Origin of the sequence: Kitasatospora sp. NPDC001261, assembly GCF_042896795.1 — a bacterium.
Taxonomy (GTDB): Bacteria; Actinomycetota; Actinomycetes; order Streptomycetales; family Streptomycetaceae; genus Kitasatospora.
Genome location: NZ_JBIAXP010000011.1, coordinates 115,497 through 141,375 on the forward strand (window position 1 = coordinate 115,497; position 25,879 = coordinate 141,375).

Genomic DNA, 25,879 nt, shown 5'->3' on the forward strand with positions numbered 1-25,879 from the left:
CGATGCACCGCCGCCTCCAGCGCCACGGGACGGCCCTGCTCGCCGGTCTCACCGCCCTCACGCTCTCGCTGGCGCTCTGCTCCTGCACCGCCGGCCAGGGCGGCGGCGACGCGCTGCCCTCCGGCACCACAGCGCCCAAGCTGACCGCGATCGACATCAACCCGCACGACCGGGCCCGACTGCGCCAGGGCGGCACCCTGAACCTGGCGATCGCCCAGTTCTCCCGCCAGTGGTCGCCGATCCACGCCGACGGCAGCGAGTCCTCGACCGTCATGGTCAGCAAGCCGCTGCTGCCGACCTTCTTCCGCTCGGACGCCGCCGGCACCCAGACGCCCAACCCCGCCTACCTGCAGGAGGCGCACGCCGAGCTCAGGGACGGCCGGCAGGTGGTCACCTGGACGCTCAACCCGAAGGCCCACTGGTCCGACGGCACCCCGATCACCTGGCGCGACATCGAGGCCAACTGGCGTGCCCTGAACGGGAAGGACCCGGCCTACAAGGCCTCCAGCAGCACCGGCTTCGAGCTGGTCTCGGCGGTCGAGCGCGGCAAGGACGACTACCAGGCCGTGATGACCTTCGACCGCCCGTTCTCCGAGTGGCAGTCGATGTTCAACAGCGCCGGCAACGCCCCGCTGCTGCCGGCCAGTAGGGTCTCCACCCCGGAGCTGTTCAACAGCTCCTACCTGGACGGGTTCCCGGTCAGCGCCGGCCCGTTCAAGGTCGAGCAGCTGGACCGCGCCACCCAGACCGTCACGCTGGTCGCCGACCCCTCCTGGTGGGGCGACAAGCCCGTGCTGGACCGGATCGTCTTCCACGCGATGCTGCCCGACGCGATGCCCGCCGCCTTCGCCCAGGGCCGGATCGACCTCGTCAACAACGGCCCGGACGTGGCCGGTTACCAGGTCATCAGGAACACCAAGGGCGCCGTGGTGCGCCGGGCCGGCGGCCCGGACTTCCGCCAGCTCACCCTGAACGCCCGCACCCCGGCGCTCAGCGACGCGACCGTGCGCCAGGCCGTCTTCCAGGCGATCAACCGGGACGTGGTGATCCGCGCCGACCTCAACGGCCTGGACTGGCCCGCCGTCCCGCTCAACAACCACCTGCTGGTCACCAACCAGAACGGCTACCGCGACAACTCCCTGGGCCTGGCCCGCTACGACCCCGCCGAGGCCGCCCGCAAGCTGGACGCGGCCGGCTGGAAGCTGGACGGCGACGTACGGAAGAAGGACGGCCGCGAGCTGAACCTGCGGATGGTCGTCCCGGCCGGCGTCACCCCGGCCCAGAGCGAGGCCGCCAACGCCACCGCCATGCTCAAGGACGTCGGCATCAAGGTGACCACGGTGACCGCCCCCGCCAACGAGTTCTTCGACCGGTACGTCAACCGCGACGACTTCGACATCGCCGCCTACTCGCTGATCGGCACCCCCTTCCCGGCCAGCGGCAACCGCGCCAACTTCGTCCAGAGCGGCGGCACCAACCACGTCGGCGCGGGCAGCCCGGCGGTGGACGCCGCACTCGACCGGGCCGCCGCCGCGGCCGACGCGGGCACCGCCTCCGAGGCGATCAACCAGGCCGACGGCGAGCTCTGGAAGGTGGCCGGCGTCCTGCCGCTCTACCAGCGCCCGCAGCTGTACGGGGCCCGCGCCGACCTCGCCAACATCGGCGCGCAGGGCCTGTCCGACATCGTCTGGGAGAACGTCGGCTTCGTGAAGTAGCGGGTGGACGGGCTCAGCCGTGCAGCGTCTCGCGCCAGTAGTGGCAGGCGCTGCGGCGGCCCGCCAGCTCCGTCCCGTACTCGCTGGTGACCGGCGTCAGCGCCGGGAGTTCGGTGCGGCAGCGGTCCTGCGCCCGGTCGCAGCGCGGGTTGAAGGCGCAGCCCTCCGGCAGGCTCAGCAGGCTCGGCGGCAGGCCCTTGATGGCGTGCAGGTTCTGGCCCTTCTGGTCGAGCCGGGGGATCGAGTCCAGCAGGCCCCTGGTGTACGGGTGCGCGGGCCGGGCGTACAACTCCCTTACGGGGGCGGTCTCCACGATCCGGCCCGCGTACATCACCGCGATCTTGTCCGCGACGTCCGCGACCACGCCCAGGTCGTGGGTGATCAGGATCAGCCCCATGTTGTACTCGGCCTGCAAGTCGGCCAGCAGGTCCATCACCTGCGCCTGAACCGTCACGTCCAGCGCCGTGGTCGGCTCGTCCGCGATGATCAGGTCCGGCTCCAGCGCCAGCGCCATCGCGATCATGATCCGCTGCCGCATCCCGCCGGAGAACTGGTGCGGGAAGTCCCCGACGCGCTGCCTGGCGGCCGGGATGCGCACCCGGTCCATCAGCTCGACGGCCTTCTCCTTCGCCTCCTTGCGGGAGACCCCCCGGTGCGCCCGGAACATCTCGCCGAGCTGGTAGCCCACGCTGAGCACCGGGTTCAGCGCCGACAGCGCGTCCTGGAAGATCATCGCGATGCGCCCGCCCCGGATGGACCGCCGGGCGGCCGTGCCCATGGTCAGCAGGTCCTCGCCGCGGAACAGGATCCGCCCCGCGGTGATCCGCCCCGGCGGCATGTCCAGGATGCCCATGACCGCCTGCGCCGTCACCGACTTGCCCGAGCCGGACTCCCCCAGCACCGCCAGCGTCTCCCCCGCCGCGACGGAGTAGCTCACCCCGTTCACCGCCTTGGCGACCCCGTCCCGGGTGTGGAACTCCACGTGCAGGTCGTCGACCTCCAGCAGTGGCGTCCCGGGCTCCACGCTCCCCCGGCCACCGCCGATCACCTCCACCGCGTCCATCAGAGCCGCCCTCCTCAGCACCGCGGCACCCACCGCTGGGCGCAGAGCAACTATCAGGGAAGGGAGGGTACTTGGCGAGCCCGCGGCAGATCTCTTTTCCGTCACGGGAAAGGGCGCGCCCCCACCTGCGAGGACGCGCCCTGGTAGGGGGCCGGTGTCAGCCGGTCTCCCGCTCGGCACCCCGCTCCGCGGCGAAATGACACGCCGAGTCGTGCCGCGCCGCGTCGCCCAGCCAGGACGGCGCGACCAGCAGCGGCTCCTCGACCTCGCACCGCTGCTGCGCCTTCCAGCAGCGGGTGCGGAAGCGGCAGCCGGACGGCGGGTTGGCCGGCGAGGGCACGTCGCCGGTGAGCACGATCCGGTCCCGTGTCTCGCGCGCCGTCGGGTCCGGCACCGGCACCGCCGAGAGCAGCGCCTGGGTGTACGGGTGGGTCGCGTGGTCGTAGATCTCCGCGTCGCTGCCGATCTCGACCATCTTCCCCAGGTACATCACCCCGACCCGGTCGGAGATGTGCCGGACGATCGAGAGGTCGTGCGCGATGAACATGTACGACAGGTTGAAGTCGCCCTGCAGCTGCTCCAGCAGGTTGATCACCTGCGCCTGCACCGAGACGTCCAGCGCGGAGACCGGCTCGTCGCAGATGATGACCTCCGGCTTGAGCGCCAACCCCCGGGCGATGCCGATGCGTTGGCGCTGCCCGCCGGAGAACTGGTGCGGGTAGCGGTTGATGTACTCGGGGTTGAGCCCGACCACGTCCAGCAGGTCCTGGACGGCCTTGCGGCGGTCCCCCTTGGGCGCCACCTCGGGGTGGATCTCGAACGGTTCGCCGATGATGTCGCCGACCGTCATGCGCGGGTTGAGCGAGGTGTACGGGTCCTGGAACACCATCTGGATGTTCCGCCGGACGGCCTTCAGCCCCGCCCCGGAGAGCCGGGAGATCTCCTCCCCCTTGTAGCGGACCGATCCCGAGGTAGCCGGCTCCAGGTTCATCAGCACCTTGGCCAGCGTGGACTTCCCGCAGCCGGACTCGCCGACGATCCCGAGCGTCTCACCGTGCATCAGGTCGAAGGTGACCCCGTCGACCGCCTTCACCGCCCCGACCTGCCGCCGGAGGATGATGCCCTTGGTGAGCGGGAAGTGCTTGACCAGGTCCCGGACTTCGAGGATCGGCTCGCCGCGCGGCACCTCCCGCGCGAGGGCGACCTCCTCTGGCACCACCGCGCCCAGTGCGCTGGACCCGTTAACGGTCATGGAGGGTCTCCTTCCAGAAGAAGCAGGCGCTGCCGCGCCCCTCCAATGGCGTCCCGTCCTCCTCGGCGACCGGGAACAGCTCCGGCACCTCGGCCCGGCAGACGTCCTGGGCGCGCGGGCAGCGCGGGTTGAAGGCGCAGCCCGGGGGGATGCGCAGCAGGTTGGGCGGCAGGCCCTTGATCGCGTAGAGCTCCTGGCCCTTCTGGTCGAGCCGGGGGATCGAGTCCAGCAGGCCCCTGGTGTACGGGTGCGCGGGCCGGGCGTACAGCTCGTGCACCGGGGCGGTCTCCACGATCCGGCCCGCGTACATCACCGCGATCTTGTCCGCGACGTCCGCGACCACACCGAGGTCGTGGGTGATCAGGATCAGCCCCATGTTGTACTCGGCCTGCAACTCGGCGAGCAGGTCCATCACCTGCGCCTGCACTGTCACGTCCAGTGCCGTGGTCGGCTCGTCCGCGATGATCAGGTCCGGCTCCAGCGCCAGCGCCATCGCGATCATGATCCGCTGCCGCATGCCCCCGGAGAACTGGTGCGGATAGTCGTTCACCCGCTCCTTGGCGGCCGGGATGCGCACCCGGTCCATCAGCTCGACGGCCTTGTCCCGCGCCTCCTTGCGGGACACCCCCCGGTGCGCCCGGAACATCTCGCCGAGCTGGTAGCCCACGCTGAGCACCGGGTTCAGCGCCGACAGCGCGTCCTGGAAGATCATCGCGATCTTCTGGCCTCGGATCCGCCGCCGCTCCTCCTTGCCCATCCTGAGCATGTCCTGGCCCCGGTAGAGGATCTCGCCGCGCGGGATCCGGGCCGGCGGCATGTCCAGGATGCCCATGACCGCCTGCGCCGTCACCGACTTGCCCGAGCCGGACTCCCCCAGCACCGCCAGCGTCTCCCCCGCCGCGACGGAGTAGCTCACCCCGTTCACCGCCTTGGCGACCCCGTCCCGGGTGGCGAACTCGACGTGCAGGTCCCGGACGTCGAGCAGCGGCCCCTGGTACGGCGCCTTCCGCTCGTGCCCGGTGGTGTCCACCGCTGTACTCACGATGCGCTCCCCTCGCTCAGCGAAGCTTCGGATCGAGGGCGTCGCGCACCGCGTCGCCCAGCATGATGAAGGCCAGCACGGTGATCGAGAGCGCCGCGGCCGGGAAGAACAGCACGTACGGCGCCGTCCGGATCACCTTCTGGGCGGAGGAGATGTCGATGCCCCAGGAGATGGTCGGGTCCTGCAGACCGATGCCGAGGAAGCTCAGCGTCGCCTCGGTGGCGATGTAGCCGCCGAGCGCGATCGTGGCCACCACGATCACCGGGGCGATCGCGTTCGGCAGGATGTGCCGGAACATCAGCCGGCCCGTCCCGGCGCCGAGCGCCCGGCCGGCCACCACGTAGTCGGCCTGCTTGACGGTCAGCACCGCCCCGCGCATCACGCGGGCGATCTGGGTCCAGCCGAGCACGCCCAGCGCGATGACCACGCTCCACACCGTGCGGGTGGCGAAGGCGTTCAGCAGCACCAGCGCGCCGAGCAGCAGCGGGATGCCGAAGAAGATGTCGGTGATCCGGGAGAGCAGCGCGTCGACCCAGCCGCCGAAGAAGCCGGCCACCATCCCGGTCAGCCCGCCGAGCAGGGTGACGGCGGCGGTCACGAAGATGCCGACGGTGATCGAGGCGCGGGCGCCGTACACCACCCGGGCGTAGATGGACCGGCCCTGGGCGTCGTACCCGAACCAGCCGGCCCCGAAGACGTCGCCCCAGTTCGGCCGCCTGAGGTAGTCGTTCACCAGGTCGGCCTTGCGCGGGTCCGCGGAGGTGAACGCCCAGGGGAAGACCGCCATCACCACCAGCAGCACGATCAGCACCGCCGAGATCAGGAAGATCGGCCGCCGGCGCAGGTCCCGCCAGGCGTCGGCCCACAGGCTGCGGGCCTCCTCCCGCTTCACCACGTCCGGTTCGACTAACGTCTCCTGCTCGACCGCCATGCCCTGCTCGCCCGCGTAGTCGAGGCGCGAGACCCCGGGCTTGGGGTGCGGCTCGTACGAGTCCTCGTCGTGGATGTCAGGCATAGCGGATCCTCGGGTCCAGGACCGCGTAGAGCAGGTCGACGAGCAGGCTGGCGACCAGGTAGATGATCACCAGGACGGTCACGATGCCGACCACGGTGGGGCCCTCCTTCTGGTTGACCGCCCGGTACAGGACGTTGCCGATGCCCTGCACGTTGAAGACGCCCTCGGTGACGATCGCCCCGCCCATCAGCGCGCCGAGGTCGGTGCCGAGGAAGGTGATCACCGGGATCAGCGAGTTGCGCAGCAGGTGGCGGGAGATGATGGTGCGCCGGGGCAGGCCCTTGGCGACCGCGGTGCGCATGTAGTCGGCCCGCAGGTTCTCGCCGATCGACGTCCGGGTGAGCCGGGCCACGTACGCGAGCGAGAGCGAGCCCAGGACGACGGCCGGCAGCACCAGTTGGGTCAGGTCGTAGCTGTCCTGCACCGTCGGGGTGACCCAGCCCAGGTTGGTGGCGAACACCGTCTGGGCGATGTAGGCCAGCACGAAGACCGGGATCGAGATCACCACCAGGGTGAAGACCAGCACCAGGGTGTCCGCGACGCTGCCGCGCCGCAGGCCGGAGACCAGGCCGAGGGCCAGGCCCGCGATCATCTCGAAGACGAAGGCCATCAGGGCGAGCCGGATGGTGACCGGGAAGGCGTCCGCCATGATGTCGGTGACCGGACGGCCGGTGAAGCTGGTGCCGAAGTCCCCCTGGAAGAGGTTCCCCATGTAGTGCAGGTACTGCTTCCAGAGCGGCTGGTCCAGGTAGTACGTGTGCTTGATGCTGGCGACCACGGCCGGGTCGGCGGCCTTCTCCCCGAACAGCGCCGCCACCGGGTCGCCGGGCAGCGTGTAGACCATCAGGAAGATCAGCAGCGTGGTGCCGAAGAACACCGGGATCATCTGCAGCACCCGACGCAGCACGTAACTGCCCATCCGAGCCTCCTTCCTAGGTGTCCGACTGGGTGCCCGGCCGACCGGACCGGTCGGCCGAGAGACCGCGCCCCGCCCTCCGTGCGGGGAGGGCGGGGCCGGCGCGAGGGCTCGGGGCTCAGCCCTTGACCTCGACCTGGGTCCAGGCCGGGTTGCCGAAGGAGTCGAACTTCACGTTCTGCACCTTGGTCGAGTAGCCCGAGTTGGTGCGGTAGTACCAGAGCGGGATGGCGGGCATCCCGCTCGGCAGCACCGCCTCGGCCTGCTGGTAGCCGGTCACCGTGTCGGCGACGCTGGCGGCCTCGTCGGCCCTGGTGGCCGCGTCGTCGAACTGCGGGTTGCTGTAGCCGAAGTCGTTGGACGCGGCACCGGTGCGGTAGACGTCGGCCAGGAAGTTGGCGTTCAGCGGGTAGTCCTGCACCCAGCCGGTGCGGAAGGCGCCGTTGAGGGTGTGCCCGGTGATCGCGGCCCGCGCGGTCTTGAAGTCGGGCTTCGGGTCGCCCAGGCAGTCGACCCCGGTGTTCTGCCGGATCGAGTTGCAGACCGCGTCGACCCACTCCTTGTGGCCGCCGTCCGCGTTGTAGGTGATCAGCAGCTTGTTGCCGGGGACGCCGCCGCCCTCCTGGATCAGCTGCTTGGCCTTGGCCGCGTCGAACGTGCAGAACTCGCCGCAGGCGCCGTCCTTGTAACCCTCGACGCCCTCGGCCACCCAGGCGGTGGCGGGCTTGCGGGAGCCCTGGAGCACCGTCTTGGTGATGGTGGCGCGGTCGATCGCCATCGACAGGCCCTGGCGCACCTTCGCCTTGTCCGGCGACGCCCAGTCGGCCTGGTAGAGCGTGAAGCCGATGTTCTGGATGGCGCCCTGCGGCGCGTCCACCGCCCGGTCCCCGAGGTCGCTCTTGTAGGTGGCCAGCGCGGACGGCGGCACCTGGTCCATCACGTCCAGGTTGTTGGACTGGAGGTCCGCGTAGGCGGCCTCGGACGTGGTGTACATCTTGAAGACGATGCCGCCGTTCTTCGGCTTGTCCACGCCCTGGTAGTCCGGGAAGGACTTGGTCACCACGTTGTTGTTGTGCGACCAGCTGACGAACTGGTACGGGCCGTTGCCCACCGGCTTCTGCCCGTACCCGGCCGGGTCCTTGAAGAAGCCCTCGGGCAGCGGCGAGAAGGCGATGTAGCCGAGCTTGTACTCGAAGTACGAGACCTTGTGGCTCAGCTTGACGGTGAAGTGCAGCTCGTCGGTGACGGTCAGCCCGGACATCTTGTCCGCGGTGGGCTGGCCGGAGGTCGGGTGGACGTCCTGGTAGCCCTCGATGTCGGAGAACCAGGAGCTGTTGATCTGGTTGTTGGCCGGGCTGGCGCCCCAGTTCCAGGCGTCGACGAAGTTCTGGGCGTGCACCGGGGTGCCGTCGTGGAACTTCCAGCCGTCCTTCAGCGTGATGTCGAAGGTCTGCGAGTCACTGGTGTCGATCTTGTCGGCGACCTGCATCCGGATCTTGGCGTTGCTCGGGTCGTAGTCGACCAGCCCCTTGAAGAGGTTCTGGATGATGCGACCGCCGCCGACCTCGTTCGCGTTGGCCGGCTGCAACGGGTTCTGCGGCTCGTTGCTCTGGTAGCTGAAGGACTTGCCGGCGTCCGACGAACCGCTGCCCCCTCCGCCGCTACTGCTGCTGCAGCCGGTGGCCACCAGGGCCACGGAGGTCGCAACGGCGAGGACCCAACGAGCACGGGCGGCTACGGGCATGGAGGTCCCTCCTCAGGGTGTGTTTCGCATCACACCCCATGAGAAGCGCGCCCCGGCGACGGCGCGCGTCAGGTGCACCCGGACGGGTGCGGTGACCCCCTGTCGAGTTGACGCGGCGCCGGATCGACGCGGCGTGGGACCGGCGGAACGCGGAAAGGGCCCGCGGCGCGAACGCCACGGGCCCTTCCTGCGACTACCGGGGGATCAGGCCGCGGCCTGCTCCCGGACCTCGGGGAAGTGGCAGGCCGACTCGTGGGCGGCCGCGCCCTCCAGCAGCGAGGGGACCGCGAGCAGCGGGACCTCCTCGGAGCACCGCTCCTCCGCCTTCCAGCAGCGGGTGCGGAAGCGGCAGCCGGACGGCGGGTTGGCCGGCGAGGGGATGTCCCCGGTGAGGATGATCCGCTCGCGGGACTCGCGCGCCGTCGGGTCCGGCACCGGCACCGCGGAGAGCAGCGCCTGGGTGTACGGGTGGGTGGCGTTCTCGTAGATCTCCTCGTCCGAGCCGATCTCGACCATCTTGCCCAGGTACATCACGCCGACGCGGTCGGAGATGTGCCGGACGATGGAGAGGTCGTGCGCGATGAACATGTAGGAGAGGCCGAACTCGCCCTGCAGCTGCTCCAGCAGGTTGATCACCTGCGCCTGGACGGACACGTCCAGCGCGGAAACCGGCTCGTCGCAGATGATGATCTCGGGCTTGAGCGCGAGGCCGCGGGCGATGCCGATGCGCTGGCGCTGGCCGCCGGAGAACTGGTGCGGGTACCGGTTGATGTACTCCGGGTTCAGACCCACGACGTCCAGCAGGTCCTGGACGGCCTTGCGGCGGTCGCCCTTGGGCGCCACCTCGGGGTGGATCTCGAACGGCTCGCCGATGATGTCGCCGACCGTCATGCGCGGGTTGAGCGAGGTGTAGGGGTCCTGGAACACCATCTGGATGTTCCGGCGGACGGCCTTCAGGGCGGCGCCCTGCAGGGTGGAGATGTCCTCGCCCTTGAACAGCACCTGGCCGGAGGTGGCCCGCTCCAGGTTCATCAGCACCTTGGCCAGCGTGGACTTGCCACAGCCGGACTCGCCGACGATCCCGAGCGTCTCGCCCTTCTTCAGCTCGAAGGAGATGCCGTCGACCGCCTTGACCGCGCCGACCTGCTTCTTGAAGAGGATGCCCTGGCTCAGCGGGTAGTGCTTGACCAGGTCCTTGACCTCCAGGATGTTCTCAGCCATGGAGGGTCTCCTTCCAGAGGTGGCACGCGCTGCGGCGGCCGGTGAGCTCCTTGCCGTCCTTGTCCGTGACGTGGTGCAGCGCCGGGATCTCGGTGCGGCACAGGTCGGTGGCGACGTCGCAGCGGGGGTTGAACGCGCAGCCGGTCGGAACCTTCAGCAGGTTCGGGGGCAGGCCCTTGATCGCGTACAGCTCCTGGCCCTTCTGGTCCAGGCGCGGGATGGAGCGGAGCAGGCCCTTGGTGTACGGGTGCGCGGGGTTCGCGTACAGCTCGTGCACCGGGGCGGTCTCCACGATCCGGCCCGCGTACATCACGGCGATCTTGTCCGCGACGTCGGCGACCACGCCGAGGTCGTGGGTGATCAGGATCAGGCCCATGTTGTACTCGGCCTGCAGCTCGGCCAGCAGGTCCATCACCTGGGCCTGGACGGTCACGTCCAGGGCGGTGGTGGGCTCGTCCGCGATGATCAGGTCGGGCTGGAGCGACAGCGCCATCGCGATCATGATGCGCTGGCGCATGCCGCCGGAGAACTGGTGCGGGTAGTCGTTCACCCGCTGCCGGGCGGCGGGGATGCGCACCCGGTCCATCAGCTCGATGGCCTTCTCCTTCGCCTCCTTGCGGGAGGCGCCCTGGTGCACGCGGAACATCTCGCCGAGCTGGTAGCCGACGGAGAGCACCGGGTTCAGCGCGGACAGCGCGTCCTGGAAGATCATCGCGATCTTCTGGCCGCGGATCCGCCGCCGCTCCTCGTTGCTCATCGTGAGCATGTCCTGGCCGCGGTACAGGATCTCGCCCTGGGTCACCTTGCCCGGGGGCATGTCCAGGATGCCCATGATGGTCTGCGCCGTCACGGACTTGCCGGAGCCGGACTCGCCGAGCACGGCGAGCGTCTCGCCGGCCGCGACGGAGTAGTTGACGCCGTTCACGGCCTTGGCGACACCGTCCCGGGTGTGGAACTCCACGTGGAGGTCCTTCACCTCGAGAAGAGGAGTGCCAACTTCGAGACGGTCGTTCTTCTGGTCGTTCTCGATCACGGTGGTCATCGGGGTCGTCACCTCTTCTCTCAACGGAGCTTCGGGTCGAGGGCGTCGCGCACCGCGTCGCCGAGCATGATGAACGCCAGAACGGTGAGGCTCAGCATTCCGGCGGGGAAGAACAGCGCGAACGGCGCCGTCCGGATCACCTTCTGGGCGGAGGAGATGTCGATGCCCCAGGAGATGGTCGGGTCCTGCAGACCGATGCCGAGGAAGCTCAGCGTCGCCTCGGCGGCGATGTAGCCGCCGAGCGCGATGGTGGCGACGACGATCACCGGGGCGACCGCGTTCGGCAGGATGTGCTTGAACATGATCCGCCAGGTGCCGGCGCCGAGCGCCTTGGCGGCCGTCACGAAGTCGGCCTGCTTGACCGTGATCACCGAACCGCGCATGACACGGGTCATCTGGGTCCAGCCCAGGGCGACCAGCGCGAAGACCACGCTCCAGACGGTGCGCGAGGTGAAGGCGTTCAGGACCACCAGCGAGCCGAGCAGCAGCGGGATGCCGAAGAAGATGTCGGTGATCCGGGAGATGATCGTGTCGACCCAGCCGCCGAAGTAGCCGGCCAGCATGCCGGTGAGGCCGCCGATGATGGTCACACCGGCGGTGACGCAGATGCCGACGATGATCGAGGCGCGGGCGCCGTGGACGACGCGGGCGTAGATGCTGCGGCCCTGGAGGTCGTAGCCGAACCAGTCCGCCTGGAAGAGGTGGCCGTAGTTCGGCTTCGTCAGGTAGTGGTTGCGCAGGTCGCCGGCCCGCGGGTCCACCGAGGTGAACAGACCGGGCGCGATCGCGATGACGATCAGCAGCAGGATCAGCAGCGCGGAGATCACGAAGATCGGCTTGCGCCGCAGGTCGTGCCAGGCGTCGGAGCCGAGGCTGCGGGGCTTCTCGGGCTTGGCGGCCGCGGTGGCGGCGCCGCCCTGGGCCGGGATCTTCCCGGCGGTCTTCTTCTCGGTCAGGTCAGGCATAACGGATCCTCGGGTCCAGGACCGCGTAAAGCAGGTCGACGATCAGGCCGGCGGCCAGGTAGACGATCACCAGGAAGGCCACGAAGCCGGAGACCGTCGAGCCCTCCTTCATGTTGATCGCTTGGTAGAGCGCGTGGCCCACACCCTGGACGTTGAAGATGCCCTCGGTGACGATGGCGCCGCCCATCAGGGCGCCGAGGTCGGTACCGAGGAAGGTGACCACCGGGATCATCGAGTTGCGCAGCAGGTGGGTGCCGATCACCTTGCGCCGCGGCAGGCCCTTGGCCACCGCGGTGCGGACGTAGTCGGCCTTGATGTTCTCGGCGATGGAGGTGCGGGTGAGGCGCGCGACGTAGGCCAGCGAGAGCGAGCCGAGCACGACGGCCGGCAGCACCATCTGGGTGATGTCGTTGCTGTCCTGGACGGTCGGGGTGACCCACTTCAGGTTCTGCCCGAAGACCGTCTGAACGATGAAGCCCAGCACCGGGACCGGGATCGAGATCAGCAGCAGGGTCATGACCAGGGCGCCCTTGTCGAAGAGCTTGCCGCGGCGCAGACCGGCGTACAGGCCGATCCCGATGCCGAGCACGATCTCGATGGCGAACGCGAACAGCGCCAGCTGGACCGTGACCGGCAGCGCCTCGGTGATCTTGTCGAGCACCGGGCGTCCGTCCAGGCCGGTGCCGAAGTCACCGGTGAACAGCTTCCCCATGTAGTCGAGGTACTGCTGGACCAGCGGCTTGTCGAAGCCTTGCTGGTGCCTCAGCGCGGCGAGCTGCACCGGGTCCGGCGCCTTGTCGCCCCACAGCGCTGCCAGCGGGTCACCGGGCAGCAAGTGCACCATGAAAAAGATGAGTGCGGTCGTTCCGAGGAACACCGGGATCATCTGGAGCAGTCGCCTTGCGACAAAGCGCCCCATCGTGCCTCCATGTATGACTCTGCCGGGCCCGTCAACCCGGCAAGAGATAAGTCGGCGTGCCAACGGCCGGTGCCAGTCCTCGCCCTTGTGGGGATGGACGGGCACCGGCCGTTGTCACCGGGTCAGGCGGTGCCGACCGATTACTTCTTCTTCTTGACCTCGACGTCGGTGTAGACCGGGTCGCCGAAGGAGTTGAACTTCACGTTCTGGACGTTCTTGGAGTAGCCGGAGCTGGTCTTGTAGTACCAGAGCGGGATGGCCGGCATGTCCTTGGCCAGAACGGCCTCGGCCTGCTGGTAGTACTCCGCGGTCTTCTCGACCGTGGTGGCGGCGTCCGCCTCCTTCGACAGCTTGTCGAACTCGGAGCTGGAGTAGCTGCCGTCGTTGGCCGCGGCACCGGTGCCGTAGACGTCGCGCAGGAAGTTGGCGTTCAGCGGGTAGTCCTGCACCCAGCCGGTACGCATCATGCTCTGGACCTGCTTGCTGGTGACCAGGTCACGCGAGGTCTTGAAGTCCGGCTTCGGGTCACCGAGGCACTCGACGCCGACCGACTGGCGGATCGAGTTGCAGACCGCGTCCACCCACTCCTTGTGGCTGCCGTCGGAGTTGTACAGGATGGTGATCTTGCCGCCGGGAACGCCGCCGCCCTCGGTGATGAGCTGCTTGGCCTTCTCCGGGTTGAACTTGCAGGCGTCGCCGCAGGTGCCGGCCTTGTAGCCCATGACGCCGGGCGCCACGAACGAGTCGGCGGGGATGCGGTTGCCGTTCAGCACGGTCTTGGTGATGGTGTCGCGGTCGATCGCCATCGAGAGGCCCTGACGGACCTTCTCCTTGCCCGGGGCGTTCCAGTCGCCCTGGTACAGCGCGAAGGAGATGTTCTGGATGGCGCCCTGCGGCTGGTCGACCGCGCGCTTGCCCAGGTCGTCCTTGTACTTCGGCAGGTCGGTCGAGTCGACCTGGTCCAGGACGTCCAGGGTGTCGGACATCAGGTCCTTGTACGCGGCCTCACCGGCGGTGTAGTTCCGGAAGACGACGCCGCCGTTCTTCGGCTTGTCGATGCCCGTGTACTTGTCGTAGGCGGCCAGCGTGATGGCCTTGTTGTGCTCCCACGAGACGAACTTGTAGGGGCCGTTGCCGACCGGCTTCTGGCCGTAGCCGGCCGGGTCGGTGAAGAAGCCCTCGGGCAGCGGGAAGAAGGCCGAGTAGCCGAGCTTGTACGTGAAGTACGAGACCGGGGTGGACAGTTCGATCGTGAAGTGGGTGTCGTCGACGACCTTCAGACCGGACATCTCGGTGGCCGTCGGGTCACCCTTGTCCTTGTCCGGGTGGACCGCGTCGTAGCCGACGATGTCGGAGAACCAGTCCGAGTTGATCTGGTTGTTCTTCGGGTTGGCCGACCAGTTCCAGGAGCTCACGAAGGACTTGGCGGTGACCGGGGTGCCGTCGTGGAAGGTCCAGCCGGACTTCAGCGTGACGGTGTAGTTCTTGGCGTCGGTGGTCTCGATCTTGTCGGCCACCTGGTTGCGCAGCGCACCGGTCGCGGGGTCGTAGTCGACGAGGCCCTTGAAGAGCTGCTTGACGATACGGCCGCCCTGGTTCTCCATGGCGTTGGCCGGCTGGAGCGGGCGCTGCGGCTCCGCGCTCTGGTAGCTGAAGCTGGCGCCCGGGTCGACCGCAGCGCTGTCGGAGCTGCCCCCGGAGGAGTCGCTGCTGCTGCACGCAGTCGCAGCGAGGGCGACAGCAACAGCTGCGACAACCCACTTGGCCTGGCTCGCACCGCGCATCGGTGTGCCTCCTGAATTCGACGTTGCAACGAGGAGGGCACTGCGGAACGGTTCCCACCGGACCCGCTGTGCCGTCCGCGCTCGTGGTTTCGGCGCGCACCCCTGCGCGTTCACCCTTGACCCGAGCCTGACTGCACCCACTATCCGTCACGCACGGACACGAAAGTGACCAGTGACGATCTCAATTAGGTCACATGAACAGTCGGTAAGTTTCGAAAACCGGACATTTGAGACATAGCCAGACAGGCACCAAACGGACAGTCGTCACGGATGACGAACTGTCACGTCCGCTCAGCGGACACCTGGGTGTGATGAGCGCTATTCCGTGAATAGCGGCCCCGACAACTTGGAGTAGTTGAAAAAGTTCGCCCCCCTCTCCATGGGAAAGGGGGGCGAATCATTCCGGCCAATGGCCGTTCAGTGCGTCCGGATCACGCCTTCTTGGCGCGCGAGGCGGTGCGACCGCGGTCCTTCTGGTCGAGGACGACCTTACGGATGCGAACCGTCTCCGGGGTCACCTCGATGCACTCGTCCTCGCGGCAGAACTCCAGCGACTGCTCCAGCGAGAGCTTGCGCGGCGGGACGATCGACTCGGCCACGTCGGCGTTCGCCGAGCGCATGTTGGTGAGCTTCTTCTCCTTGGTGATGTTCACGTCCATGTCGTCGGCACGCGAGTTCTCACCGACGATCATGCCCTCGTACACCTCGGTGCCCGGCTCGCAGAAGAGCACGCCGCGCTCCTGCAGGTTGGTCATCGCGAAGGCGGTGACCACACCGGCCCGGTCGGCGACCAGCGAACCGTTGTTGCGGGTGGTCAGGTTGCCGAACCACGGCTCGTGACCCTCGTGGATCGAGTGCGCGATGCCGGTGCCGCGGGTGTTGGTGAGGAACTCGGTACGGAAGCCGATCAGGCCGCGGGACGGCACGACGAACTCCATCCGGACCCAGCCCGAGCCGTGGTTGGACATGTTGTCCATCCGGCCCTTGCGGATGCCCATGAGCTGGGTGACGGCACCCATGTGCTCCTCGGGCACGTCCACCGTGAGGCGCTCGACGGGCTCGTGGGTCTTGCCGTTGACCTGCTTGGTGACCACCTGCGGCTTGCCGACGGTCAGCTCGAAGCCCTCGCGGCGCATGGTCTCGATCAGGATGGCCAGCGCCAGCTCACCGCGGCCCTGCACCTCCCAGGCGTCCGGACGCTCGGTGTCGAGCACGCGCAGCGAGACGTTACCGATCAGCTCGCGGTCCAGGCGGTCCTTCACCTGGCGGGCGGTGACCTTGCGGTCCACCTTGACGCCGGCCTTGGCGTCCGCGCCCTTGCCGCTGCCGCCACGGCCGACCAGCGGCGAGGTGTTGGTGCCGATGGTCATCGAGATGGCCGGCTCGTCCACCGTGATCAGCGGCAGCGCGATCGGGTTCTCCGGGTCGGCCAGGGTCTCGCCGATCATGATCTCGCCGATGCCGGCGACGGCGCAGATGTCACCGGGGCCGGCCACCTCGGCCGGCTTGCGGGTGAGCGCCTCGGTCATCAGCAGCTCGGAGATGCGGACGTTCTGGATCGAGCCGTCACGCTTGATCCAGGCCACGGTCTGGCCCTTGCGCAGCTCACCCTGCTCGACGCGGAGCAGCGCGATGCGGCCGAGGAAGTTGTCGGCGTCCAGGTTGGTGACGTGGGCCTGGAGCGGGGCGTCCTCGTCGTAGCCGGGGGCCGGGACGTGCTCCAGCAGGGTGGAGAAGAACGGCTCCAGGCTGGTGCTGTCGGCCGGGACGGTGCCGTTCTCCGGCTTGGTCAGCGAGGCGACGCCGTCACGGGCGCAGGCGTAGACGATCGGGAACTCGATCTGGTCCTCGTCCGCGTCCAGGTCCAGGAACAGGTCGTAGGTCTCGTTGATGACCTCGTCGATCCGGGAGTCCGGACGGTCGGTCTTGTTGATGCAGAGGATGACGGGCAGGCGGGCGGTGAGCGCCTTGCGGAGCACGAACCGGGTCTGCGGCAGCGGGCCTTCGGAGGCGTCGACCAGGAGGACGACCGCGTCCACCATCGACAGACCGCGCTCGACCTCGCCACCGAAGTCGGCGTGGCCCGGGGTGTCGATGATGTTGATGGTGATCGGCGCGCCACCATCCTTGGGGTGGTACTTGACCGCGGTGTTCTTCGCGAGAATGGTGATGCCCTTCTCGCGCTCCAGGTCGTTGGAGTCCATCATCCGGTCATCGAGCTGCTGGTGGGCTGCGAAGGCGCCGGCCTGCTTGAGCATGGCGTCGACCAGCGTGGTCTTGCCGTGGTCGACGTGGGCGACGATGGCGACGTTACGGATGTCGTTGCGCGTGGGCATGCCTAGCGGATTCTCCCGGAATCGTGGGTTACGGCGCCCGGCCGCGAGACGCGCACTTGCGGCCCTTTCGGCCGCTGCCACCCGTTCCGCCTGCTACTACCGGTCCACCCGCCGGGCATATCGACATGCCTCGGCTTCCTCCTATCGTACGGGGAAGCGCCCAGGTGAGCAGAAACGAGCAGGTCGCAGGGGATCAAGATCACAGGCGGATCACACGGCGGCCACCCGGCGACCGGGCTCCGGCCCCCTTCCGTTCGTGCTCCGACGGCCCGGCCGACGCACCGGGCGGACGCCCCCGGAGCGGTCTCCGGGAGGCGTCCGCCGACGCCGTGCGCCGCCCCGCCGGGGAAGCCCTACCCGCCCCAGCCCACGTCCTGGAAGCGCGGCCACCCGAAGCCGTACGCGCCGGCGCCGACCACCCCGGTCCGGACCCCGACCAGCTCCGGCCGCTGGTAGAGCGGCACCGAGTGCCCGAGCTGCCAGATCCGTACGTCCGCCTCCTGGAGCAGGTCGAGCCGGGCCGCCGGGTCCGGTTCGGCGGCCGCCCGGTCGAACAGCCGGTCGATCTCCTCGGTGCCGCCGCGGCCGAAGTTGCCGCCCGGGTCCGGCACGCCGTCGGGGTCCGGCCGGGGCTTGGCGTAGGCGGGGCGCTGTTCGCTCGCCGGGCTGGGGCCGACCGGCCGGGAGAAGAGCGCGAGGTCGTAGTCCCCGGCCGCCAGGTGCTCCCCGACGAAGGACTCGGCGGGCACGGGCACCTGCCGCACCGCGATCCCGGCGTCCCCGAGGCCGGCGGTGAGCGCGTCGGCGGTGCGCTTGGCGGTCGCCGAACCGGCCGGGAGCAGCAGCGAGAGGGAGAGCGGCTTGCCGCCCCTGCTCCGGACGCCCCCGCCGGTGGGCCGCATCCAGCCCGCCTCGTCCAGCAGCAGGCCCGGGTCCGCCTGGTCGACCGCGCCGCTGTTGTCCCGGTAGCCCTCCTGGTCGCCGGCGAGCAGGTGGCTGCCGAGCGGTGCGGCGGGCAGGCCGAGCGGGGTGAGCGCGGCGGCGGCGATCCGCTGCCGGTCGACGGCCCGGGTGAGGGCCCGGCGCACCAGCGGGTCGGTCAGCGGGGCGCGCTCGGCGTTGAGGGTGAGCTGGGTGAGCGAGGCCGCGGCGGCCCGGTGCACGGTGACGCCGGGCAGCGACTCGGCCCGCCGCAGCGCCAGCGCCGCCGACTCGGGCGCGGCCTCGGGCGGCGGCGCGACGGAGGGTGAGGCGGAGGCGGGAGCGGAGGAGGCATCGGCGGCCGGGGCCGGCACCGCCCGGTCCACCGCCGCGGTGAGCGGGGCGACGTCCAGCCGGTCCTGGTCCAGCGCGTCCAGCCGCTGCTCGGGCGGCGAGGCGAGGAAGTCGATCCGGTCGGCCTTCGCCGGCTCGCCCCACCAGAGCGGGTTGCGCACCACGGTGACCGTCCCGCCCTCGGCGTCGTACCGGGAGAGGGTGTACGGCCCGGCGCTCGGCCGGTCGCCGCCGGTCAGCGCCCGGTCGAAGTCGGCCGGGGTGGCCGTCTCGGCGGCCGGGTAGAGCGGCCCGAACAACGAGCGCCACTCCGCGTACGGCCGCCGGAAGGTCACCCGCACCTCGTGCGGGTCGGCGCCCGGGGCGACCGACTCGACGGCGTCGTACCCGGCCGCCCGCCCGCCCCGGTACGCGGGGTCCAGGCCGGACAGCGCGGTCCGCTGGGCGTCGAGGTCGGCGGCCGAGACCGGGGTGCCGTCGCTCCAGACGGCGCGCGGGTTCAGCCGGTACGTCACCACCTGCGGCGACTGCCCGGGCGGGGTGGACTCGGCGCCCTCCAGGTAGTCCGGGTCGGGGGCGAGCCGGCCGTGCTCGTCGGGCCGGAACAGCGAGGGGTACAGCGCGTGGGCGAGCAGCGCCGAGTCGGCGGTCGCCGCGCCCTGGTAGACGTTCAGCGTGGCCGGGACGCGGTCGAGGGCCCAGCGCAGCGTGCCGCCGTCCCGGACGGCGGCGCGGTCGACCGGCCCGACGTCCCCGGTGGTGGCGGTGGGCTCGGCCGGGGCGGGCACGGCGGCGGGGGTGCGGGCGGGGCCCGGGTCGTCGGAGCAGCCGCCGAGACCGGCGGCGAGCAGCAGCGCGGCGGCTGCGGCGGTGAGCTGGCGGACGCGCATGGCGGCCATCGAACGCCGCCCCGGGCGCCCGGCCCGTGCCGACACGGCGGGCGGCCGGACGACTGCACCCGTCCGGCCCACCGATCCGGGCCGTTACAGCCCGAGTTCGAACCAGACGATCTTGCCCTTGGGCGTGCGCCGGCTGCCCCAGCGCTCGGCCAGCAGGCTGACCAGCTGCAGGCCGCGCCCGCCCTCGTCGGTCTCCTGCGCGCGCCGCTGCCGGGGCTGCGCGTAGCCGTCGTCCCAGACCTCGCAGACCAGGCCGCGCTCGCGCAGCAGCCGCAGCCGGATCTCGCCCCGCCCGTGCTTGAGCGCGTTGGTGACCAGCTCGCTGACCAGCAGCTCGGTGGTGTCGACCAGCTCGTCCAGCCCCCGGGCGAGCAGCCAGCTGCACGCCAGCTCGCGGGCCTTGGCCACCGAGGTGGGCTCGGGCGGCAGGAACCAGTTGCCGACGGCGTCCTCGGGGAAGGCGTGCACCTTGGCCATCAGCAGGGCGATGTCGTCCTCGCCGTGGTGCGGGTTGAGCTCGCCGAGCACGTGGTCGCAGAGGTCCTCCAGCCCCTTGCCCCCGTCGGAGAGCGCGGAGCGGAAGGCCCGCAGGCCCTCGTCCAGCTGGTGCTTGCGGCTCTCCACCAGGCCGTCGGTGTAGAGCGCGAGCACGGCGCCGTCCGGGAGGGTCAGCTCGACCTCCTCGAAGGGCTCGCCGCCGACGCCGAGCGGCAGGCCGGGCGGCACGTCGAGCATCCGGGAGCTCTCGCCGGGGCTGAGCAGGACGGGCGGCAGGTGGCCGGCGTTGGCGAAGACGCAGCGGCGGGTGACGGCGTCGTAGACCGCGTAGACGCAGGTCGCCAGGTAGACCTCGCGGGCCTCCTCGTCGGCCGTCGAGGTGAGCCGCCCGTACGGGGTGGGCGGGCCGGCCGGCACCGAGTCGTCGCCGAGGCCGCGGGCGATCTCGTCCAGGGCGCCGAGCACCTCGGCGGGGTCGAGGTCGAGCATCGCCAGGGTGCGGACGGCGGTGCGCAGCTGGCCCATCGCGACGGCGGCGCGCAGTCCGCGGCCCATCACGTCGCCGATGACCAGCGCGGTGCGGTTGCCGGGCAGCGGGATGACGTCGAACCAGTCGCCGCCGACCTCGGTGTTGTTGTTGCTGGGCAGGTAGCGGCAGGCGATCTCCAGGCCGCTGGCGGCCGGGTTGCCCGGGGGCAGCAGGCTGCGCTGGAGGATCAGCGCCCGCTCGTGCTCGCGCCGGTAGAGCCGGGCGTTGTCGATGCAGACGGCGGCGCGGGCGACCAGTTCCTCCGCGATCGCGACGTCGCGGGCGTCGAAGGGCTCGCTGCCGATCGCCCGGGAGAGCTGGACGAGGCCGAGCACCTGGTCGCGGGCGACCAGCGGGACGATCAGGGTGGAGCGCAGCAGCGGGTCGCGCCCGGGCTCGGGGACGACGCTGCGGCCGGTGCGCAGCGCCCGGGCGTGCGGGGAGCGGCGCGGGTAGCAGAGGGTGCCGCCGGCCTCGGCGATCGGCAGGCCGGTGACCGAGCCGAGCACCGAGGAGGCGCCGCCGACGACGCTGGAGACGGCGACCCGGCGCAGTTCGCCGCTGCCGTCGGTGAGCACGGTGTCGCCGAGCCGGCCGGCGCTGGGCACGGTCTCGCCGGAGAGCAGCGCGGTGTAGAGGTCGACGGTCGCGAGGTCGCAGAACGGCGGGACGACGACGTCCAGCAGTTCCTTGGCGGTGGTCTCCAGGTCGAGCGTGGAGCCGATGTGCGCGCTGGCCTCGTTGAGCAGGGCCAGGTTGCGGCGCACCCCGTCGGCCTCGCGCTCGGCGACGTGCCGGCTGGTGACGTCGGAGACCTGCCCGGCGACGCCCATGGTCTGCCCGGCGGAGCCGTTCAGGCGGTACAGCGAGACGGCCCAGAGCCGGTTGCCCTCGCGGGTCGGGACGGCGCCGTGGAAGCGCAGGTCGAAGACGGGCTCGCCGGTGGCCACGACCTTGCGCAGGGCGGCGGTGAGCCGGTCCGCCTCGGACGGCGGGAAGAGGTCGTGCGGGGTGAGGCCCTCCAGGTCGGTGGGGACCAGTCCCATCCCGGAGGCGAAGGCGTCGTTGACCCGCTGCAGCCGCAGCCGGTCGTCGAACAGCACGAAGCCGGTGGGCGTCTGCCCGAAGACGGCCTCGGAGGCGGCCAGGTCGGTCTCGATCCGGCGCAGCCGCCCGAGGTCGACGGCCAGGCAGGTGGCGCCCGCGGTGGGCAGGGCGCTGTCGGGCATCAGGTAGAGCTCGGCGAGGCCCTCGCCGCCGTCGGCGTCCCGGTACGGGGTGGTGCCGACCCACTCCTCGCCCGCCAGGGTGCGCTCCAGCCGGGCCCGGCCGCGCTGCCAGAGCTCGCGGGGGACGAAGGTGGTGACCGGGTCGGCGCCGACGGCCTCGGCGGCCGGGATGCCGAAGAACTCGGCGGCGCGCTCGCTCCACTGGCTGATCCGCCCGTCGGGGCCGATCGCGAAGGTGGCGACCCGGATGTAGTCGTAGATCGAGCCGGGGTCGCCGGCGCCCCAGGCGCGGTCCTCGGCGACGGGGTGGTGGCCGCGCCCGGCGACCGCGCCGTCCGGTACGGACAGGTGCGCGGAACCGGCCTGCCCGGGTACAGCGGCATGACCGCTGCTGCTCGGCGACACGCTCCGCGCCGGAGTGCTGTTCAACGGACCGACCCCTCCAACCCGCGACCGTCCGGATGTCGAGAAGACCGAGTATTCATCATCGAGGGGTACGTTCACACGCCCTCAACATCACAACATCAGATCGGGCGAAGGTTTTTGTCCTACCGCCCGCGCAACCACAATGCCACGCTCGCGCCCCCTTCCGGAGCGCGCGCTCCCCCTGAGCGCCCGATGGCATATGCGACCCCGCTCCCCTGCTGTTCGTTCCGCTCACGATCCATCGGGCTCACTACCCGGCAGCGCCTGCTCGAACCAGACCACCTTGCCGATGCCCTCGGCCCGGGCGCCCCAGCGCAGTGCCAGCCGGTGGACCAGCTCCAGACCGCGCCCGCCCTCGTCGGCCTCGGCCGCGTGCCGCTCCCGGGGCGGGTCGGGCAGCGGGTCGGAGATCTCGACCAGCAGCGTCTCACCGAGCGTCAGCCGCACCCCGATGGGGGCGCTGGCGTACCGGATGGCGTTCGTGACCAGCTCGCTGACCAGCAGCTCGGCGGTGTCGGTGAGCTCCTCGACGCCCCACTCGACGAGGGTGGCGCGGACCAGCCGGCGGGCCCGGGAGACGGCGGTGGGCTCGGCCGGCAGGGTCCAGCCCACCGTCGGGGTGCCGGCCTGGCCGTGGCCGAGCCGGGCCAGCAGCAGCGCGACGTCGTCCGGCTCCCGGCCCTGCTCCATGGTGTCCAGCACCGCCTCGCAGGCGGCCTGGATGGAGGCGTGCGGCCCCTGGAGCACGGTGACCAGCCGGCCGAGGCCGACGTCCAGGTCCTTGTCCCGGGACTCGACCAGGCCGTCGGTGCACAGCGCCAGCAGGCTGCCCTCGGGGATCTTCAGTTCGACCGACTCGAACGGGACTCCGCCCACCCCGAGCGGGGCGCCGGAGGGCAGGTCGAGGATGCGGCCGGCGCCGCCGGGCAGCGGGCCGCCGGTGCGGGTCGGCTCCGCGGCGTCCTCGCCCGGCACCACCAGCACCGGCGGGATGTGCCCGGCCTTCGCGACGGTGAGCCGGGCCGTCGCCGGGTCGAAGACCGCGTAGACGCAGGTGGCCAGCAGCGCCTCGTCCGGGCCCTGGGCGAGGTCGTCGGCCAGCTCGTGGACGTGCCGCAGCAGGACGTCCGGCGGCAGGTCGAGGGCGGCCAGCACCCGGACGGCGGTGCGCAGCCGTCCCATCGTGGCGGCGGCCCGCAGGCCGTGGCCCATCACGTCGCCGACCACCAGCGCGGTGCGGTCGCCGGGCAGCGGGATGACGTCGAACCAGTCGCCGCCGACCTCGGTGCCGCTGCTGCCGGGCACGTACCGGTAGGCGACCTCGACGCCGGTGGGCTGCGGGACCTGCTGCGGGAGCAGGGTGCGCTGGAGGGTGAGCGCGGCGGTGCGCTCGCGGGCGTAGAGGCGGGCGTTGTCCAGCGAGCTGCCGGCCCGGTCGGCCAGTTCGACGGTGAAGGCCAGGTCGTCCCGGTCGAAGCCCTCGCGGTAGCCGGCCCGGCTGACCAGCAGCAGGCCGATCACGATGCCGCGGGCGCGCAGCGGCACGACCAGCATCGAGTGCACGCCCAGGTCCCGGGCGGCCTGCATCTTCGGGTCTCCGGGGTAGGTGACGTCGTCCAGCTGGTCGGCGCCGGACAGCAGCTCGGGCACGCCGGTGCGCAGCACCCGGCCGCAGACCGACTCCTCGGCGAAGGTGATCCGGGCGCCGCGGCGCAGCATCACGTCCACCTCGGGGCCGTCCTGGACGGAGGCGGTGCCGAGCTGGAGCAGCGAGGTGCGCCGGTCGTGGCCGTGCCGGGGCAGGTCGTCACCGTGCGCGACGGCCTGGAGCAGGACCACCGCCGAGTGGTCGGTCAGCCGGGGGACGACCGAGCCGGCCAGCTCCTGGGCGATCCGGGAGGCGTCCAGCAGGTCGCCGACCCGGGAGCCGAACTCGTTGAGCAGCGAGAGCCGGCGCCGGGCGTGCTCGACCTTGGCGACCGCCCGGTAGCGCTCGGTCACGTCCATCACGGTGCCGGAGATGCCGAGCACCCGGCCGGAGCGGTCCGTCATCCGGCTGTAGGAGATCGAGCGGTAGCCGGCCCGGGTGGTGACCGGGGAGGCCAGGGTGACGTCGATGACCGGCTCGCCGGTGGCCAGCACCTGGCGCTGGATGGCGGTGATCTCGTCGGCGGCCCGCTCCGGCAGGGTCTCGCCGGTGGTGCGGCCGACGTGGTCGTCCGGGGCGACGCCGTTCATCTCGGCGAGGGTCCGGTTGACGGCCGTGTAGCGCAGGCCGGTGTCCATGATGGCGATGCCCAGCGGGGACTGCTCGAACAGCGCGTCGCGCACCGCGAGGTCCCGTTCGACGGCCTGGACGGCGGCCGCCTCGGCCATGTTGACCTGGAGGAACGGGGTGCCGTCGCCGTCCACCAGGAGGGAGATCCGGGCGTCCACGGCGACCGGGGCGCCGTCCCGGTCGCGCAGCTCGGCGTAGCCGGCCCAGCGGCCGTGCCGCAGGGTGTCCTGGATCGCGCCCCGGATCCGGGCGACCTGCTCCCGGTCGGGGATCAGCTCGTCGATCCGGCGGCCGACCAACAGCTCGTTCGGCCAGCCGAGCAGCTCCTCGGCGGCGGGGCTCCAGAGCACCACCCGGCCCGCGGTGTCCAGGATCGCGATGGCGACCTTGAGCATGTCCAGCAGGCTGCCGCCGGCGGGCGTGCCGGGGGTGCCCGTGGCATCGGCCGGACCGCCGGGGAAGGGCCGGGCGGGGCGTCCGCGCAGGCCGCCCCGGGTACCCGGTTCGGCCACCGCCAGGGTCGGCGCCAGCTGGTCGGGCCGCGCGGTGTCGGGCCGCGCGGTGTCGGGGGCCTCGACGGTGCCCCGGCGGCGGGCGGCCGGCGACTGGGGGGCGGCCTGACGGGCGGCGCGGCGCAGTCGGGCGCGGGCGGCGGCGCTCCCCGCGGAGCCTGCCCGCCGCTCTCCCCCGCCGCCGTTCCCGGTACTCGACACCGACGGGGCCTCCGGCTCTGGTCGGGATCGGCGTCGCCGGCTGGGGACGGCTCACCGATGGTGACGAATAGTGCCGAAAAGTGACATACCCAGCAGCATCCAGGCTATCCCGGCCCCCGGGTCGTCTTGTCCGATTGACCTACCCGGCGGACTGCGCGTCGCCCACCGCCGACGCGCTGTCGGCGGCGCCCGCCGGGGCGCCCGCGAGCAGCCGGGCGACGTGCGGCAGCACGTCACGGTCGTGGTCGATCCAGTCCACGGCGTCCAGCTCGTCCGGGCCCAGCCAGCGCAGCGCGTCGTGGTCCTGCAGTGCGCGCGGCTCGCCGGACAGCAATTCGGCGGCCCAGAAGCGCAGCTCCAGGCCGGGGCGCACGGCCCACGCGCCCGGCAGCCGGACCAGCGCACGCGCCCGGACGCCGAGCTCCTCCAGCAGCTCCCGCTCCAGCGCCTGCGCCTCGGTCTCCCCCGGCTCGGCCTTCCCGCCGGGGAACTCCCACCGGCCGGCCACCGCCTCGGGCGCGCTGCGCCGGGCGGCGAGCACCCGGCCGCGGTGGACCAGCGCACCGCCGACCACGATCCGGGGCGGAGCGGCGGGGGCGTCGGGGGCGGGGTCGTGGGTCGCGTCCATGGGCCCGACCCTACGGTCTGCCGTCGGGCCCGGGCGTCCGCGGAGGGCCCAGGTGTTGCGGAGGGTTCGGGGCCGCGGAGGGCTCAGGCGCTGCGGAGGGCTCGGGGCCGCAGAGGCTCAGGCGTTGCGGACCGTCCCGTCCTCCGGTTCGGGCCGGGCCGCCTCCCCGTCCTCCTCGACCCAGTACAGCTGCTTGTGGCCGCGGGCCTCGAACTCGGCGGCCAGCCGCCGGGCCTCCGCCCGGTCGAGGTCCTTGGCGACCAGGAAGCGGTTGCCGTTGTCGTCCTGCCGCATCACCCGGTGGGTACCCATGGCCGGAGGGTACCGGGGGCTCCCGCGGGTCGGCCCGCCCCGGGGCGGACGGGCTGGTCCCCGGCTCGCGTGGGGGTC

At 71.2% G+C, this 25,879-nt stretch carries 18 protein-coding genes; 1 reads left to right on the plus strand and 17 read right to left on the minus strand.

What is annotated here, in order from left to right; all coding sequences use genetic code 11:
* The first annotated feature begins 2 nt into the window (after positions 1 to 2).
* On the plus strand, positions 3 to 1,715 hold the full coding sequence (locus ACFY4B_RS16795; protein ID WP_117489416.1) for an ABC transporter family substrate-binding protein: 1,713 nt from the start codon (positions 3 to 5) through the stop codon (positions 1,713 to 1,715).
* Between the two features lie 13 nt (positions 1,716 to 1,728).
* Here the strand turns inward: ACFY4B_RS16795 and ACFY4B_RS16800 are convergent, their stop codons facing one another.
* The 17 genes from ACFY4B_RS16800 to ACFY4B_RS16880 form a co-directional block, all read right to left on the minus strand.
* A complete protein-coding gene (locus ACFY4B_RS16800) occupies positions 1,729 to 2,778 on the minus strand; it encodes an ABC transporter ATP-binding protein (RefSeq protein ID WP_387968440.1) in 1,050 nt (349 codons plus the stop codon).
* 157 nt (positions 2,779 to 2,935) lie between these two features.
* Positions 2,936 to 4,030, minus strand: a complete 1,095-nt coding sequence (locus tag ACFY4B_RS16805; RefSeq protein ID WP_387968442.1) for an ABC transporter ATP-binding protein — start codon at positions 4,028 to 4,030, stop codon at positions 2,936 to 2,938.
* A complete protein-coding gene (locus ACFY4B_RS16810; RefSeq protein ID WP_074001355.1) occupies positions 4,020 to 5,072 on the minus strand; it encodes an ABC transporter ATP-binding protein in 1,053 nt (350 codons plus the stop codon). The genes ACFY4B_RS16805 and ACFY4B_RS16810 overlap by 11 nt, the downstream gene beginning before the upstream one ends.
* A 16-nt stretch (positions 5,073 to 5,088) precedes the next feature.
* A complete protein-coding gene (locus ACFY4B_RS16815; RefSeq protein WP_074001556.1) occupies positions 5,089 to 6,003 on the minus strand; it encodes an ABC transporter permease in 915 nt (304 codons plus the stop codon).
* Positions 6,004 to 6,079: 76 nt separating this feature from the next.
* The gene (locus ACFY4B_RS16820; RefSeq protein WP_049654864.1) at positions 6,080 to 7,006 is read right to left on the minus strand and encodes an ABC transporter permease; all 927 of its coding nucleotides are present in this window, start codon (positions 7,004 to 7,006) and stop codon (positions 6,080 to 6,082) included.
* 115 nt (positions 7,007 to 7,121) lie between these two features.
* The gene (locus tag ACFY4B_RS16825) at positions 7,122 to 8,747 is read right to left on the minus strand and encodes an ABC transporter substrate-binding protein (protein WP_049654867.1); all 1,626 of its coding nucleotides are present in this window, start codon (positions 8,745 to 8,747) and stop codon (positions 7,122 to 7,124) included.
* Positions 8,748 to 8,951: 204 nt separating this feature from the next.
* The gene (locus ACFY4B_RS16830) at positions 8,952 to 9,968 is read right to left on the minus strand and encodes an ABC transporter ATP-binding protein (RefSeq protein WP_049654872.1); all 1,017 of its coding nucleotides are present in this window, start codon (positions 9,966 to 9,968) and stop codon (positions 8,952 to 8,954) included.
* Entirely contained in the window at positions 9,961 to 11,010 is a 1,050-nt protein-coding gene (locus ACFY4B_RS16835) for an ABC transporter ATP-binding protein (RefSeq protein WP_049654875.1), read from the minus strand. The genes ACFY4B_RS16830 and ACFY4B_RS16835 overlap by 8 nt, the downstream gene beginning before the upstream one ends.
* Before the next feature lie 20 nt (positions 11,011 to 11,030).
* A complete protein-coding gene (locus ACFY4B_RS16840) occupies positions 11,031 to 11,975 on the minus strand; it encodes an ABC transporter permease (protein ID WP_117489407.1) in 945 nt (314 codons plus the stop codon).
* The gene (locus ACFY4B_RS16845) at positions 11,968 to 12,894 is read right to left on the minus strand and encodes an ABC transporter permease (protein ID WP_049654878.1); all 927 of its coding nucleotides are present in this window, start codon (positions 12,892 to 12,894) and stop codon (positions 11,968 to 11,970) included. The genes ACFY4B_RS16840 and ACFY4B_RS16845 overlap by 8 nt, the downstream gene beginning before the upstream one ends.
* 140 nt (positions 12,895 to 13,034) lie before the next feature.
* The gene (locus ACFY4B_RS16850) at positions 13,035 to 14,678 is read right to left on the minus strand and encodes an ABC transporter substrate-binding protein (protein ID WP_380777417.1); all 1,644 of its coding nucleotides are present in this window, start codon (positions 14,676 to 14,678) and stop codon (positions 13,035 to 13,037) included.
* A gap of 431 nt (positions 14,679 to 15,109) precedes the next feature.
* Positions 15,110 to 17,014: a translational GTPase TypA gene (gene typA / locus ACFY4B_RS16855; protein WP_117489405.1), complete on the minus strand. Its 1,905-nt coding sequence runs from the start codon at positions 17,012 to 17,014 to the stop codon at positions 15,110 to 15,112.
* A gap of 353 nt (positions 17,015 to 17,367) precedes the next feature.
* Entirely contained in the window at positions 17,368 to 19,179 is a 1,812-nt protein-coding gene (locus ACFY4B_RS16860) for an ABC transporter family substrate-binding protein (protein WP_387968446.1), read from the minus strand.
* 93 nt (positions 19,180 to 19,272) lie between these two features.
* On the minus strand, positions 19,273 to 21,873 hold the full coding sequence (locus tag ACFY4B_RS16865; RefSeq protein WP_375874154.1) for a SpoIIE family protein phosphatase: 2,601 nt from the start codon (positions 21,871 to 21,873) through the stop codon (positions 19,273 to 19,275).
* Positions 21,874 to 22,101: 228 nt separating this feature from the next.
* Positions 22,102 to 24,861: a SpoIIE family protein phosphatase gene (locus ACFY4B_RS16870; RefSeq protein ID WP_387968448.1), complete on the minus strand. Its 2,760-nt coding sequence runs from the start codon at positions 24,859 to 24,861 to the stop codon at positions 22,102 to 22,104.
* Between the two features lie 139 nt (positions 24,862 to 25,000).
* A complete protein-coding gene (locus ACFY4B_RS16875; RefSeq protein WP_074001347.1) occupies positions 25,001 to 25,489 on the minus strand; it encodes an NUDIX domain-containing protein in 489 nt (162 codons plus the stop codon).
* Positions 25,490 to 25,606: 117 nt separating this feature from the next.
* Positions 25,607 to 25,801: an SPOR domain-containing protein gene (locus ACFY4B_RS16880; protein WP_387968451.1), complete on the minus strand. Its 195-nt coding sequence runs from the start codon at positions 25,799 to 25,801 to the stop codon at positions 25,607 to 25,609.
* Positions 25,802 to 25,879: the final 78 nt, after the last annotated feature.